General features: G+C 44.2%; 10 protein-coding genes. 3 read left to right on the forward strand and 7 right to left on the reverse strand.

Annotated features, from left to right (window positions below):
- Positions 1 to 86: 86 nt before the first annotated feature.
- The 5 genes from mrdA to AB4263_RS03480 form a co-directional block, all read right to left on the reverse strand.
- Positions 87 to 1,985, reverse strand: coding sequence for a penicillin-binding protein 2 (gene mrdA, locus AB4263_RS03460; RefSeq protein ID WP_136981853.1), 1,899 nt, complete (start codon positions 1,983 to 1,985; stop codon positions 87 to 89).
- Positions 1,986 to 2,361: 376 nt separating this feature from the next.
- Complete coding sequence (locus AB4263_RS03465; RefSeq protein WP_017064599.1) at positions 2,362 to 4,017, reverse strand: ABC-ATPase domain-containing protein; 1,656 nt, start codon at positions 4,015 to 4,017, stop codon at positions 2,362 to 2,364.
- 120 nt (positions 4,018 to 4,137) lie between these two features.
- Positions 4,138 to 6,045 carry an EAL domain-containing protein gene (locus AB4263_RS03470; RefSeq protein ID WP_372097519.1) on the reverse strand — a complete coding sequence of 636 codons (1,908 nt, stop codon included), beginning with the start codon at positions 6,043 to 6,045 and terminating at the stop codon, positions 4,138 to 4,140.
- Between the two features lie 179 nt (positions 6,046 to 6,224).
- Positions 6,225 to 7,424: an enoyl-ACP reductase FabV gene (fabV, locus tag AB4263_RS03475; RefSeq protein WP_372097521.1), complete on the reverse strand. Its 1,200-nt coding sequence runs from the start codon at positions 7,422 to 7,424 to the stop codon at positions 6,225 to 6,227.
- 81 nt (positions 7,425 to 7,505) lie between these two features.
- Entirely contained in the window at positions 7,506 to 8,129 is a 624-nt protein-coding gene (locus AB4263_RS03480; RefSeq protein ID WP_017069908.1) for an arylesterase, read from the reverse strand.
- Between AB4263_RS03480 and AB4263_RS03485 the strand changes: the two genes are divergently transcribed.
- The 3 genes from AB4263_RS03485 (at position 8,128) to AB4263_RS03495 (ending at position 13,229) form a co-directional block, all read left to right on the forward strand.
- Entirely contained in the window at positions 8,128 to 8,802 is a 675-nt protein-coding gene (locus tag AB4263_RS03485; RefSeq protein ID WP_017067780.1) for an ABC transporter ATP-binding protein, read from the forward strand. The genes AB4263_RS03480 and AB4263_RS03485 overlap by 2 nt on opposite strands.
- Before the next feature lies 1 nt (position 8,803).
- Positions 8,804 to 11,242, forward strand: a complete 2,439-nt coding sequence (locus AB4263_RS03490; protein ID WP_017060080.1) for an ABC transporter permease — start codon at positions 8,804 to 8,806, stop codon at positions 11,240 to 11,242.
- 532 nt (positions 11,243 to 11,774) lie between these two features.
- The gene (locus tag AB4263_RS03495) at positions 11,775 to 13,229 is read left to right on the forward strand and encodes an FAD-dependent oxidoreductase (RefSeq protein ID WP_017060081.1); all 1,455 of its coding nucleotides are present in this window, start codon (positions 11,775 to 11,777) and stop codon (positions 13,227 to 13,229) included.
- Between the two features lie 169 nt (positions 13,230 to 13,398).
- On the opposite strand, the gene AB4263_RS03500 is transcribed toward AB4263_RS03495, so the two are convergent.
- Positions 13,399 to 14,349 (reverse strand): biotin-dependent carboxyltransferase family protein, encoded by a 951-nt coding sequence (locus AB4263_RS03500; RefSeq protein ID WP_017060082.1) that lies wholly within the window; start codon positions 14,347 to 14,349, stop codon positions 13,399 to 13,401.
- Positions 14,342 to 15,094 (reverse strand): allophanate hydrolase subunit 1, encoded by a 753-nt coding sequence (locus AB4263_RS03505; protein ID WP_372097523.1) that lies wholly within the window; start codon positions 15,092 to 15,094, stop codon positions 14,342 to 14,344. Before AB4263_RS03505 ends, AB4263_RS03500 begins: the two co-directional genes overlap by 8 nt.
- Positions 15,095 to 15,124 lie beyond the last annotated feature (30 nt).

The following is a 15,124-nucleotide window of genomic DNA, read 5'->3' on the forward strand; positions in this document are numbered from 1 at the left end:
GTGAGTGACACAAGTGGGGCTTTGTCGTTATTACGTTATGTTTTGGGTAACTACGTTATGTGCTGTAGCGACTTAAGTTATTGGTGTTAGGAGTGATCTTTGCTCTCACCACTTTTATGTTCAAAGGCATAGTCGAGTACTTTACGGATATAAGGCGCACCAACTTTTGAGCCACCGTTACCGTGTTCAATAACCACAGTTGCGACATATTCAGGGTGTTCATACGGTGCGAAAGCCGTGTAAAGCGCATGGTCAAGCAAGTGTCTAGCGAGTTTCTTCGAGTTGTAGACCTGGTCTTTCGCAAGATCAAAGACTTGTGCAGTTCCTGATTTACCGCCGCTCGTGTATTCAGTTCCCTTAAATGCACGTCTGCCGCTGCCTCGATTACCGTGGTTTACGAGTCGCATCGCATTGATTGGCACATCCCAAATTCTATCCGGTACTTCGGTGATTGAGGGCATTGGCTCCGGTTCGACAAGTTGTTGTGTACTGAAATCTTCACCATGATCTAAGGTGGCTCTTAAGATATGAGGTGGCATCACCTTACCATGATTAACCAATACTGACGTTGCTTTAGCAAGTTGCATAGGTGTCGATGTCCAATAACCTTGGCCAATACCAATCGGAACTGTGTCACCCTGATACCAAGGGGTGCGATAACGCATCATCTTCCATTCTCGAGTCGGCATGTTGGCGGTACTTTCTTCATAGATATCAATGCCTGTCGGTTCACCAAATCCAAATCGGTTCATCCAACTTGAAATTCGGTCAATACCCAAATCGAAAGCGGTTTGATAGAAGAATGAATCTACCGACTCTTCAATGGCTTGAGTGACATCGACAGGTCCGTGACCCCAACGTTTCCAGTCACGCCACGATTTAGAGTTTCGTTTAGAGCCAGGAATTCTCCAAACGCCATGGTCGTTACGGATGGTATCTTCAGAGATGACATGTTCTTGCAGTCCTGCCACAGCCATAAATGGTTTAACGGTTGAGGCAGGAGGATAAACGCCTAGAGTGGTGCGGTTAACCAACGGGTGAGCCGGATCATTCAATAAACGTTGGTAGTTCTTACTCGAAATGCCGTCGACAAATAGGTTAGGGTCGTAACTCGGGCTTGATGCCATCGCCAACACGCTGTTGTCTTTCGGATCGAGAATAACCGCGCTTCCAGTTCGGTGATCAAGTTGCTCAAAGACGTATTTTTGCAGCTCAAGGTCAATATTTAACACGATATCTTTACCAGCTACTGGCGGCACGTACTCAATGGTTCGGACTATTCGCCCACGGCTGTTTACTTCGACTTCTTGATAACCTTTGGTGCCGTGCAGAATATCTTCGTAATAACGTTCAACACCCAGTTTTCCTATGATTGTTGTAGCTTGATAATTCGCTTCTATCCCTTGTTCTTCAAGCTTTCTGAGATCGCTATCATTGATGTGCGCCACGTAACCAAGAACATGGGTAAGCACTTCACCATTCGGGTAAAAACGCTTTAAGCTGGTATCGATAGATAAGCCGGGAAACTGATACTGGTGCACAGAGAACTTCGCAATCTCTTCTTCAGTTAAGTTCTCTAGAATAGTCACAGATTTAAAACGGCGGGTGTTGTGATAACGTTTTTTGAAACGAGCAATCTGCTCAGCATCACGCGGGACATATTTGTCTAGCTTGGCGAGCATTGCATCGACATCATCGGTTTGCTCTGGAATCATCGTCAGATCAAAGACAAGCTTGTTCTCTGCAAGCAATACGCCGTTACGGTCGTAAATAAGTCCACGAGTAGGGGCGATAGGTAATACTTTGATTCTGTTGCCATCGGCACGAGTTTGATAGCTTTTAAAATTTTCAACTTGAAGTCGGTATAGATTGCCGACTAAGACAAGAGTGAACATCAAGATCCCACAAAACGCGACGATTACGCGGTTTTTGAATAGGTTCACTTCGATTTTATGGTCACGCATCTTAACGCGTTTATGATTCATTGAAGCCTCAAGGGTCTGTTACATTTGGTTACACTTGTCGAATCGGGACTTTATCTGAATATCACTAGGGTTTTGTAAAAGCTGTGTCATGTTTTGAGGGATCGACAGCATTAGATGGCGGTAAACAGTGCCTTTAATTTTCTCATTATAAAAGATGATAAGTAATTGATGTAAAGATTGGTTTTATGAATTTATAAAGTTCAAGAGTTTTGACGACACTAGAGGTTAGGTCAAAAGAGGTTAGATAAATTTACGGCCCTCAGAATGAGAGCCGTAGAAGGTTAATTTGCTTATTTAGTGGATTAGAAGCTTTAGTAAATTAGAAGATTAAAACTTCAAAAACCTAGAAGCACAATAAATCCGATATTTAACGAAATCAGTTCGAAGGCTTGAACTGAGATTTACGCATACGGTTCAGAGCAGCCATCACATCTAACGTTCTTGGTTTCGCTAGGTCACCGTAGTTAGGCATGTTAGCGTGCCATTCGTTTTCTAAAATAGCGTTAAACTCTTTAGCAGGGTTGTTTGACCAACCTGGAGTTTGTGCGAATTGGAACCAAGCCCAACCGATCGCATTCACTTCAGACGGTGATTCTAATTGCTCAAGCGCAGAAAGGTCTGCAAACTCTTTACCAAAACGCAGTGACTCTTTGCCTTTAGCATTAACACGGAATTTACCGTCAGTCAGAATGTTCATCAGTGAAGCACGGTTCAATGAACGCGGTACAAACGTTTCTAAAGCAGTTTCACATTCGTTAGTACGCTGAGTAGGGTGCTGAGCAATCACGTCTTTTGCTTTTTCAGTCACATCTACCGCTTGGTAGTCGTGCATTTGAATCACAGTGTTCGCGACATCTAGGTAATCACCAGAGCCACCCATTACAACAATGGTAGAGATATCCATCTCTTCACGAAGCTGACCAATGCGGTCGACAAGTGGTGTGATTGGCTCATCGCCTTTTGACACTAGCGCTTGCATACGCTCGTCACGAATCATGAAGTTAGTCGCTGACGTATCTTCATCGATAAGTAGAGTTTGAACGCCGGCTTCAATCGATTCTTGTAACCAAGCCGCTTGAGACGTAGAACCTGACGCATCTTGTGTGCTGAAGTCAGATGTGTCTTTCTGCATTGGTAAATGGTTGATGTAGTTTGACAGGTTCAAGCTGTGCACACATCGACCATCTTCAGCGCGGATCTTCATCGTATCAATCGCAGTTACAATGCCTTCGCGACCGTCACCAGGAATATGGTTGTAGATAGAACGTTCAACGGCGTTCAACAGTGTCGATTTACCATGGAAACCACCACCAACGATCAGCGTAATGCCTTTTGGAATGCCTAGGCCGGTCACGTCACCTTGGTTTGGAGTATTTAACGTAACACTCAATGATTCTGGAGCCGCGAAAGGTACCGCGTCTTTCATTGGAAGGTCGCAGTTACCCGCGATACGAGGTAACACACTGCCGTTTGCAACGAAAGCGGCTAGGTTGTTTTCATCCAATTGAGCACGCAGCGCTTCTTGGTCTTCAACGGCTTCACAATGTTTGATCATTGCATCGATGTTTAACTCACGCTCAAGCGTCGCGCGACGAATAAACTTCGGTAAGTAGAAAGTGATGATGTTGTTCGCTTTCTTAGCAAGAATGCTACGACCATCAGCTGGTAAATTAATACGGAAACGAATTTCGATGCCGTGGTCTGTGAATACAACAGCTGTGTTGTCTAATACGGTTTGACCCGTCAGCGCGATAGAAACGGTCGACTCTTGTTTCGCGAACTCAGAGAAGCTACGTGCGATAAAGTCACGAGCGGCTACTTGGTATTCGTAAGATTTTTCTTTCAGCCAATCTAACCCGGTCAAAGACCACGCGCGCGTTGCACGAAAACGAGAAGCTGACGCGTATGGGTCACCTTGGATGTGGTCGATGTGTAATTCAAAATCAGCAAAGTCGTATTGACCTTTAATTTGTTGATATGCACGGTAGTTTTGTTTTTCGAGCTTTTTAAGCTTTGCAGTCAACTGATCCATAACGAGGAATGCCTATATAAGGGGAAAGATAAAAACAGAAAGGCGGCGATTATAAAAATCACCACCTTTAGAGTAAAGAGAAAGTAGGCCTAAATCCAAAACTAACTGCTCTTTTTCGCTTTAAGCGTAACGAGTTGTCCCCAAATAGTTTTGATTGATTAAGCTGTGTTCGAATTCTTGGCTCGGCATTGGTCTTCCGTAAAGGTAACCTTGGCCCACATCGCAGCCTTCGTTAATAATAAATTGCTCCTGAACCTCCGTTTCTATGCCTTCAATCGTCACTTTTAAGTCGAGCTTTTTGGCAATTTGGACAATAGAACGAACAATTTCCGAGTCTTCGTGCGAGTTGAGCATTTGGTCGATAAAGCTCTTATCAATCTTAATGGTGTCGAATGGGAACTTCTTCAGATAACTGAAGGAGGCGTAGCCCGTACCGAAGTCATCTAGTGACAATGTAACGCCAATATCGTGCAAAGATCCCAAGGTATTCTTGGCAACCACTTCATCTGCTATCAGTCCACTCTCCGTAACTTCAAGTTCTAAGAAACGAGGCTCTAAATGATAGGTTTCGAGTAGGTGAACCACTTGTTCCGCAAAGTGTACGTTCTTGAGTTGAATTGCAGACACATTCACAGCCATCTTGAAATCTTCAACGTATTCGGACCACTCTTTGGCTTTTTCAATCGCATTGCGTAAAACAAAGCTGCCCACTTCGAAAATCAAACCGTTTTGTTCAGCCATGTGGATCAGGGTTTCGTTAGAGATATCACCCAAAACAGGATGTCGCCAACGAAGCAAAGCTTCAGCACCGACCCAGCGATGCGTCAACGGGCTAACTTTGGGTTGAAAGTAGAGCATAAGGTCATCATTACGAACGGCTTGAAGCAAATAGCCTTCGATCTTATTAATGTGAGTTTGTTCTTCGGTATGGGATTGAGAGTAGTAAGCGAACTTTTGTCCTGAATCTTTGCAGGCTAACATCGCTTCAGAAGATTTCTGCAGAATGCTTTCCGCGTCATCTTCGTCGTTCGTAATTGCAATCCCAATAAACGCGTGCAAATGCACTTTGTCACTTTCGATGTCGAATTCTGAATGACCAACTTTAACGAGCGTCTGGCAAAGTTCTTCAAGGCGATGGTGTAAGTCTTTAACGCTAAACGCCAATACGAGGTCAACCGAAGTAGGGCGTGCAGTTAATACATAGATATCAGAAATACAGTCGATGCGTTTTCGGTATTCAACAAGCGCTTGGTCTAACGCGTTATAGCCGTAGCGTGCTTGTATGCGTCTACCGTTGGTAAAACCAATATGAACGACTGCAAATGAGCTGTCTGTCAGCCTTCTCTGTGACAGTAGCTTGTAGTTTAAGCGAGATTCAAATGCGTTTCGGTTTAAAAAGCCGGTGCCGAGGTCGTGATTCTTTTGGAAGTTAATCTTCTGTTCAGCCGCTTTTCGTTTATCAATTTCTTGATTCAACGAGTAATTAAGGCTCGCGAGATCTTTAGTGCGATTGTAAACGCGGTTTTTTAGGTCGCGATTCATTTGGGTAAGCTTGGCGTGTTGGAATAGGGTTTTAAGCTGAGACTCTATCGAGGTGCGAAAGCTCTGTAAAAGCTTGATATAGGTGGGGGTGTAGTGGTTTTCTTTCGAGTCTAAAATGCAGATAGTGCCAAATAATTCACCATTCGGCCAAAGCAGCGGAATGCCACAATAAGAGATTAAGCCAAGCTTCGTGTCGGGGTTGTTTTCCCAATCAACATCGGCAAGCGCATTGGGTACCACAAGTTGCTGCTGGGAATCCATCACCGTCTCACAGTAAAGCCCATTGCCTAGGGTTTCAGAATCACCTTTGTTGTAAGGGTTATTTTCATTTCGGCTGGTCGAGAATACTTCAATATAATTGGCGTGAACACGCATGATCAGTGCGGCGGGCACTTGAGTGATTTGAGCCAAGAGGTCGACAATATTTTGCCAACCAGACACCATATCGTCTGGGATATCTAAGTCTACTGTTTTTATCTTCTTCATATGACTCCGAGTCAATTATGCTAAATGCATCAACACATCCTGTGTTAATTATGATGAACCAAAGAAAACTATGAACCTTACGTTTAATAAGTATAAGAAATGTTGCACGAAAAAACCTCCGCAATTATGCAGAGGTTTTCAAATGTGAATCCGGGTCTCAGTAATGAGATAATTTTCGTTTAAGGCTTTAAGTTTATAAAATCTTCTGTATTAAGTTTTTGGCTATAATCTACCGAGGGTTGAGCAAACCCATTTAATTGCAGAAATTCCTCTTTAAACCCTTGGTAATCACCTAAAGTTTGGAAGTTGTTTTCATCCATCTTTTCTAGTAGTTCAGTTACGTGCGCTTGGGTTTCTGGGTCTAATTCCCAATCATCCATACGGATCAATCGCTCACCATCAAGTGGTACTTTGGATTGACCATAAAGTTTACTGCCAAACAGACGCTGCATTTGTTGGATACAACCTTCGTGGGTCTCTTTCTCTTTCATCACATTATACAAAGCAAGTAAGTAAGGGCTGAGTCCCGGGATGAAAACGCTCGCTTTAGTGACTAGTGCTTTACAGACAGTCGCGTAAGCGTTGCCATCAAAGTTAGCTAACTCTAGATTAAGAGCGTGGCTGGTTTGATGAAGGTCGATCTTAGCGCGACCTAAAGTACCGTCTAAGTAGATAGGGTGCGTCACTTCAGGGCCAACATAGGAGAAGGCGATCGTCTTACAACCCGGAGCAATAGACTCAGCGTTGATCAGTTCGTCTATCCAGTTTTCCCAATCTTCGCCTCCCATCACTTTGAGTGTGCTTTCGGCTTCTTCTTCCGTCGCGGCTTCAAGCGTGTTGGTGACCCAGTTGTCGTGTTCCAGAGAAATGGTTGCGCCAGTTACGCTTTCACCAATAGGCTTGATTGCAGAGCGCCAAAACTCATCGGAATCTGGTTTAGGACGAACGCCTGCAGCTAAGCTATAGATAATTAGATCTACTTCACCTTCGAAGTAGGTTTCGATGGCTTCGACAACTTGTGAGCGTGTTTCTTGCGAAAATGCGTCGCCAACGATGTTGATAGCAGTGCGTTGCTCTCGTTCGGCTTCTTTTTTGAAGTAGATGTTGTTGTACCAACCAGCACTACCTAGGGATTTTTCGTTTGGACCGCGCTCGAATGAGACGCCGATAGTGTCAGCTTTTGCGCCGCCAAAGGTAAGGGCAATACGAGCGGCAAGGCCAAAGCCTGAGGAAGCGCCGATAATCAGTACTCGTTTAGGGCCATCTTTGATTTGCGGCGCACTCTTAACAAACTTGATTTGTTGCTTTACGGCTTCTTGACAGCCAAGAGGGTGAGCGCTTTTGGCTACCACACCCTTGATAACAGGTTCGATCAGCATAAATAACCTTACAGTTAACAGTGATATGCACTCAGGCTAACGTAAAGCTGTGTAAAATTTATTGAGCTAGACCATTAAAACTTAAAGATACTGATATAATTCTTCGGCGACGAATTCAGCAATCCAAGGTTGAGCTTCTGGTTTTGGATGCAGTCCATCGTTCATCATCCACTCAGGTTTGAGGATGATATGCTCTAGGAAAAACGGCAAAAGTGGCACGTTTTGTTGATCAGCAAGCGCTGCAAAAACGTATTCAAACTGCTGGTTGTAACGCTTTCCGTAATTTGGTGGGATTTTAATCTGCATCATTATAGGTTTGGCGCCCGCAGCTTTTATCTGCTCAATGATCTGCTCAAGATTTGCAGACATCAGCTTAGGTGGGAAACCACGAAGTCCATCATTCGCACCAAGTTCGATAAGAACGGTGTCTGGAGCATGTTCTTCAAGCAATTGTGGTAGGCGGGCTAAACCATTGCCCGTTGTATCACCAGAAATACTCCCGTTAACCACGGTAACCGCTTTATCATGTTTTGCTAGCGCGTCTGGCAACAAACTTGGCCAACTCTGTTTGATATCCATGTTGTAACCAGCACTCAAACTATCGCCAAGTACCAATAACTTTGAATCTTGAGCTGACGCAGAGCCTTGAGCTAAAGAAGCGGTTGAAAATAAAATAAAAAATAAAAAGGAAATTAGTCGAGTCATGCATACATCCATCATTAAAGCAGAAGCTGTTTCCAAGACAGTGTCTACTAATCAAGAACATTTAACAATCCTAGAGCACGTTGATATCGATATTCGTGAAGGCGAAACGGTCGCGATCGTAGGCACGTCTGGTGCGGGTAAATCGACCCTAATGACGCTGTTAGCTGGTCTTGATGTACCAACGAAAGGCGAAATCAGTTTATTAGGACAGCCACTTTCACAGCTTGATGATGAGGCAAGGGCTAAGATTCGCAGTGAATCGGTTGGGTTTGTATTTCAAAGCTTCTTATTAATTCCAAGCCTTTCTGCGCTGCAAAATGTCACGTTACCTTGTTTGTTGAAGGGAGCAGACGAAGACATCGAACGCGCGACTGCTCTGCTTGAATCAGTAGGCTTGAAAGACAGGCTTGATCATTTGCCGTCGCAGCTATCGGGTGGTGAACAACAAAGGGTCGCGTTGGCGCGCGCATTTATGATTAAGCCAAAAATTCTTTTTGCCGATGAACCCACAGGCAACCTAGACCAACAAACGGCAGCCAAAATTGTTGAGTTGTTGTTTGAATTGAACTCATCCCACGGCACAACGTTAGTGTTGGTGACACACGATCCTAAGCTTGCACAACGTTGCCAAAGAACACTCAAGATGCATGTCGGTCAGATAGAGGAAGTCTAAATTGAATTCATCAAACGGACTGAATAAACGCCTGTTTTCATGGAGTATCGAAGAGATTCGACACGGCCAGTTGTGGCCAGTTTCAATCGCTTTAACGCTTATTATTGCTTGTGTATTTGCATTGTCGGCGTTGGCCGAACGTATGGAGCAGGTAATTGTTAAACAGGGCAAAGATGCGCTTACTGCTGATAGCGTGTTTATCTCAGCAAACCCAATTCCGCAATCCTTGTTAGACCTCACTCAAGTTGAACAATTAGAAAGATCTCAGTTGACTCGTTTTTCAACCATGGCATTCAGTGATAACTCAATGCAGTTAGTGACGGTAAAAGCAGTTGAAAGTAATTACCCATTACGCGGTGAAATGATCTTAGAGGGCGCTGATAAAGCATCAAGTAACCATGTTGAGCCGGGTGAACTTTGGCTAGACGAGCGTATATTTGCACAGTTAGAGGTTGAAATTGGTGACAATGTCACTATTGGTGATGCCGATTTAGCGATAACTGGACGAATCACTCAAGAACCAGGCTTAAGCTTTAACCCATTCCAACAAATGCCAGCTGTGCTGATTCATACAAGTGATATCGATGCCACGGGAGCGATTCAACCGGGCAGTCGCGTTAGCTTTAGATTGTTTTTAAATGGTGATGAATCTAAACTCAAAGCCGCACAAGACAGTATCGAACTGACACCAAGCGATCGCTGGCGTACTCAAGATTCTGCGAGCCGTACTAACGACATGTTCGAAAGCACGACTCAATATCTTTCGTTAACCGTTGCTATTGTTGTGATCATGGCTGCGACCACCTTGGTACTCACTTGCCAACATTATGTTGCGAGTCGCCGTAAAACCATCGCGATGCTTAAGAGTTTAGGTGCAAGCAAGCAGTGGATCGTTAAATGGTTGTCTGTACAGGTATCTTTGTTAGTGGTTATCGGTGCAGTACTGGGAATAACCATCGGTATCGGCTTGGAGTTTTTGCTTCGTATACCTCTGGGCGACTTATTACCAACGCCACTTCCTAGCTATGGTATTGAACCTGCAATCTTGGCGATTTTATCAAGCATCCTAATTGGTGTTCCTGCTCTTGGTATCCCGTTAATTGGCTTGGTCAACACCTCGGCAATCAGCGTTATCCAATCAAGTCACCAGTCCAATGAAAGCTACAAGAAATATTTGTTGTTACTGGTACCGATTATTCCAATGATGCTGATGTATGGCGACAATCTATTGGTATGGATAGTTTTAGCGGGTATCGCTTGCCTGTTCTTAGTGCTTGCGGTCGTCAGTACGCTTGTTCTGCGTTTAGTTAGTAAGTTGCCGACATCGACATCGATGCGTTTGGCATTGAGTCGAATTAATCGCACACCTTTAGCAACTGGGATTCAATTTGGCTCTTTAGCGCTTTCACTGATGTTGCTGTCTATCATCTGGTTGGTAAGAAGTGATTTACTGTCAGATTGGCAACAAACCTTACCCGAGAACGCACCGAATGCGTTTGCACTTAACATTGCAAGCTATGAGAAAGACAGTTATCTCGAGACGATTGATGCAAACGAAGTAGAGCGTACTCAAGCGTTTCCAATTATCCGAGGACGACTGACGACGATAAACGGTGTTGAAGCGTCGGAATACAGCGATACCTCAGGCGAAACAGACGCACTAAGTCGAGAGATCAACTTCACTTGGGGAGATAGCTTACCCGAGTACAATGAAGTGTTAGAAGGTAACTGGACGCAAGAGCATGGCGTATCTGTGGAATCGGATGTCGCGGAGCAACTGGATCTAAAGATTGGCGATGAGCTGTCATTCACAATCAACAGCCAGAATGTTTCTGCCAAGGTGAATAGCATCCGCAAAGTCGAGTGGCGAGAAATGAAGCCGAACTTCTACTTCATTTTTACTCCAGATGTCTTGAGTTCAATCCCTTCTACTTGGCTAGTGAGCTTCAGATTAGAAGAACAACACAATCAGATGCTCAACGAACTCTCTCGAAATCATCCAACCGTGAGTTTGATGGATATTCGTAAGATGGGTAGCAAGATCCAAGAGTTGCTTAAGCAGATTGTTTGGTCGATTACCGTACTTGCGGCGTTAGGTGTGGTGGCGGGGCTGTTGCTTATCTTCACTCTATTGCGATTGAGCTTATCTCAAAGACAACAAGAGATACGCTTGTATCGAACATTAGGCGCGAGTAAGAAGCGAATTCTCAATACTATTTGGTGTGAGTACGGTTTAATGGCGTTAGTCGCAGGCTCAATTGCAGCCCTTGGTTCTGAGCTCAGCGTGGCAGGAGTGATGAACTTTGGTTTTGAGTTACAACCTTCACTTCACCCGATGTTGTGGATAGCGCTACCGGTGCTAACGTTCATCACATTAGCCGCGGTAGTGAATAGCTTAATCAAACGTTTGTTAGCACCAGTAAACAAGGATTTTGGCTAGTCGTTAGCGAGATCTAGCCAAGCGCTTAAAACGGTCTAAAAGTGAGATTATTTATACTTAGTCATGCACTATTTATAATACGTCGCTTTAGACCGTTTTTTATTTAACCAACCGGCAGCATAAGTAAAAAATATCGCACCTTAGATTCCACTGTTTTTAGCATTTTTTAAGACTAATTACCCAATAATGCCGATTTAATGAACAGCGGTTAGTCCCTGTAAACAAAGGGTTTGCGCAACTTAGCAAGAACGTTATCAACAGTTATCCACAAAAACGGTGGATAACTTTAGGGATAAGTTAACCGCTATGTTTTAAGAGTACTGAGGCAGCCTTTATGTGGCGTCACTTAGGACAAATTTGACTGTTAGAATAACCTTTAAAACCCTATCTGGAGTTATTGAGTCAAGAGATTATTTATGTTTTTTACATAGATATTAAATCCCGCCTATCTAAGACCTTGATAAAAATGTGTTTTAATTCATCGCAGAACAAAAGTAGAATAGAGGCAGTTAATCTTATTCTACAGAACACGATGAACCACAACAAAACGGATACAAATCAACCTTCTATTGCCATTGTTGGTGGTGGTATTGCCGGAACAACGAGCGCGATTCACTTTAGTGAGTTGGGTTTTAAGGTCACTATCTTAGAAAAAGGGCCGAGTTTGGTTAATGGTCCACCAATTTGCCACCTGCACGCTGGCGGCAATTTGTATCGAGATATTTCTGTAGAGCAGTGTCTTCAATTGCTCACACAGTCAATTGATACCGTCCGCTTATTCCCTCATACGATCAATATTCGTCCGACAATCATCGCCGTTCCGCACAGTGATGGTGGAGAGCCGTTGGATCTGCTTCCTCGTCTCAAGATAATCAAAAGCGCTTATGCCGATCTTGTTAAACAAGATAAAAGCAACCAAGTGCTCGGTGATCCGGAAGAGTATTATAAGCTGTACAGCAAAGAAGATTTATTAGCACTTTCTGCGAAAACACAGCCTCTGAAACCAACATCGCTTGATGATTGGTGTATTCCTTTCGCCAAGCATACGGATTTAGAGACCCTAAAGTATCCTGTTGCGATGGTCCAAGAGTATGGCTGGAGCGTATTCCGACTTTCTGCGACCGCTCAACTCTCTTTGGGGCAACAAGCTAACTGTACTGTGTTAACCAACAGCCGATTACAATCTGTTGAGTCGACAGGTCAAGGTTGGTCTTTGACTTATACCGATGCCGAAAACCAAAGCTGCCAACTAACGACCGATTACTTGATTAATGCGAGTGGGTTTGAAACGGGTATCGTAGATGACTTTGTTGGCTCTAAGCAGCAAAGACTTGTTGAGTTTAAAGCTGCATACGTTACAGAGTGGCCATATTCGCAAGAATGTAAGGAAGAGTGGCCAGAAGTTATCTTCCATGGCCCGAGAGGCACACCGCAAGGCATGGCGCAATTAACGCCGTATGCTGATGGTGTGTTCCAACTTCACGGCATGACAGAAGGGATTACTCTGTTTGAGGGTGGGCTTGTTTCATCGTCAACAGACTCGTCACAGCCACAGTTGCCTTCGAAGCTGCTTAAGAAAATCGTATCGGGTTGGAGTGAAGATCAGCTTGAATTAAGAACTCGCGCGGCAATAACGCATATGTCTCAGTTCATCCCAAGTTTCAGTTCTGCATTGGTCGGTGGTAAACCTTTGTTTGGTGCACAACAGATTCCGGGAACCGATCCAAGCTTAAGAGCTTCAGACGTTTCATTCTGTGGGGATCGCTATGCTCGACTTGAAGTAGTAAAAGCTTCTTCAACATTAGAAGCGGCACAAAAGGTCGCTGAGCAATGGTTTGATGTATCAGAGGCGGCATCTATTGAAGACACACACTCAGTGACAATGTCACTTAATCTAAATGATATTGAAAACAGAGCGATAGATTTGACACAAGAACGTGGATACCCAGAAGCGCTTGCCAAGGTGTCAGGTCAAGATCACGCTTAATAGCCTATAATCATCGACTGCGTTTAATTTCTTCAATTCGGCTTACTGTAATAGGTAAGCCGAATCTTCATTTCAACATCTGCTTAGATACCGAACCTCATCTAAATGACATCTTCCTAGTTGATTATTCTCAGCTACATAGCATTTAGCACATAACACATCGCAAAAACTAATAGCCGAAAAACTGAGCCCATTGGCACCAAACATCTTGTAAGCCCAAGCGATCGCCCTTGCTGAACGATATCGCATGTCCAGGTTTTGCTTGCGCCAAGCGTGGTAAATCGATTCTGGCGACACATCCTATCTTCGGATAACCACCTATGGTCTGTCTATCATTAAGCAGCACGATAGGCTGTCCATCTTGTGGAATTTGAATCGCACCTAAGGCAATGCCTTCTGACAATAGCGAAATGTCAGGCGAGTCGACGGGTTCGCCACTGAGTCGATAACCCATCCGATTTGAGTTTTGGTCAACGTGATACTGCGCGTTATACAAAGTCTCTTTTGCTGACTCGGAGAATAGCTCGCTTTGATAGCCTTCAATCACTCGTAGGTTCACGGGTAGATTGTAATCAGGCGTGTATCGGAAGGTAACACTTACCGCTTTAAATGAATGTGATAGTTGGTGCTGGGTAAAAGCTATTTGTTGCCCTTGTTGGCATGGCTCTCCATCTTGCGTTAATCCACCAATCTTTTCACGAGTGACTGTAGAGCAGCTATCAAGAGTTGATGGAACATCGAAACCGCCCTTAATGGCTAAATACGCCCTTAGACCATTTTTAGGCAAACCAAATGAGAGAACTTGCCCCTTAAAAGCTTGAAAAGTGCTCCAGTTAGCCTGTGGTTTACCATCGAGTTTCGCTTGTAAATCACCCCCGCATAGTGCCATCTCGCAATCAAAATCGATTCTCAACGCACATTGCCCAAGCGTGATTTCCAACGCCGCTTGGTTGACTGGGTTGCCCAATAGATGGTTAGCCCAGCTATAAGAGTAGTCATCAACCGGTCCACCTTGCGTTAATCCAAGATGAGCAACACCAAATCGCCCAAAGTCTTGAATCAAACTCAACGGGCCGGGCTTAATCACTGTCAGTGTTGGTTTAGTTTTTGTCTTAGCCATTTACGATGCCTCCACCCAAATCTACAAATTCTTTTTTTGAAATCGCTATGAAACGGACGGTATCACCAACATTAAGCAGAGACAGTGGTCTTTGCGTGATATCGGCGTTCTTCAACTGGCTATGATCGAACAACGGAAGTGGGCAATTGCCAATAATATTCCAACCGCCCGGTGAATCCGAAGGGTACACAGCTGTTTTCGTATCCGCGATGGCGATACTGCCTTTGGGCACAATTAAGCGGGGTGTGGAGTGACGGGGCAAGGCAAGCTCATTAACCACATCCGACATAAAGGCAAAGCCAGGCGTAAACCCAATCGCACTGACGCTGTATGTCTGTGAGGTGTGATGTTGAATTATCTGGTCGAGCGACAGGCCTTTGTTTTGATATCGGTCTAAATCGAGCGCCGTTTCTGGTGAGTAATAGGCAGGAAGCTCAATCGTATCGCGAGTTTTACTAACACTAGAAAAGGACGACAGAGCATGACTCAACAAATTATTGAGCTGTTCAATGAGCTGCTGTTCTGATATTCGATAAGGGAGGTAGTCGACCAATATTGTTTGGTAAGCCGGTGTCACATTCATCAACACCGATGCTAAGTTTTGGCGAATGGCATCGGAAAAGTGAGCTATGTATTGCGCATATTCGGCGCTAGATTGATTATTTGAAGGCGATAGCGTCAAGGTCACCAAAACGCTGCATTCCGCGACTGGCGCTATATTGAATTCAATCTGATTCGTCGTCATTTCGTTTCCATACGTTTGTTATCTTGCCTT

Source organism: Vibrio sp. 10N.261.55.C5 (assembly GCF_041470505.1).
Lineage (GTDB): Bacteria > Pseudomonadota > Gammaproteobacteria > Enterobacterales > Vibrionaceae > Vibrio > Vibrio crassostreae_C.

What these genes read in the sequence shown, in the direction of transcription:
- mrdA (WP_136981853.1), bottom strand. Translation starts at nt 1,985, where the DNA reads ATGAATCATAAACGCGTTAAGATGCGTGACCATAAAATCGAAGTGAAC.
- AB4263_RS03465 (WP_017064599.1), bottom strand. Translation starts at nt 4,017, where the DNA reads ATGGATCAGTTGACTGCAAAGCTTAAAAAGCTCGAAAAACAAAACTAC.
- AB4263_RS03470 (WP_372097519.1), bottom strand. Translation starts at nt 6,045, where the DNA reads ATGAAGAAGATAAAAACAGTAGACTTAGATATCCCAGACGATATGGTG.
- fabV (WP_372097521.1), bottom strand. Translation starts at nt 7,424, where the DNA reads ATGCTGATCGAACCTGTTATCAAGGGTGTGGTAGCCAAAAGCGCTCAC.
- AB4263_RS03485 (WP_017067780.1), top strand. Translation starts at nt 8,128, where the DNA reads ATGCATACATCCATCATTAAAGCAGAAGCTGTTTCCAAGACAGTGTCT.
- AB4263_RS03480 (WP_017069908.1), bottom strand. Translation starts at nt 8,129, where the DNA reads ATGACTCGACTAATTTCCTTTTTATTTTTTATTTTATTTTCAACCGCT.
- AB4263_RS03495 (WP_017060081.1), top strand. Translation starts at nt 11,775, where the DNA reads ATGAACCACAACAAAACGGATACAAATCAACCTTCTATTGCCATTGTT.
- AB4263_RS03500 (WP_017060082.1), bottom strand. Translation starts at nt 14,349, where the DNA reads ATGGCTAAGACAAAAACTAAACCAACACTGACAGTGATTAAGCCCGGC.
- AB4263_RS03505 (WP_372097523.1), bottom strand. Translation starts at nt 15,094, where the DNA reads ATGACGACGAATCAGATTGAATTCAATATAGCGCCAGTCGCGGAATGC.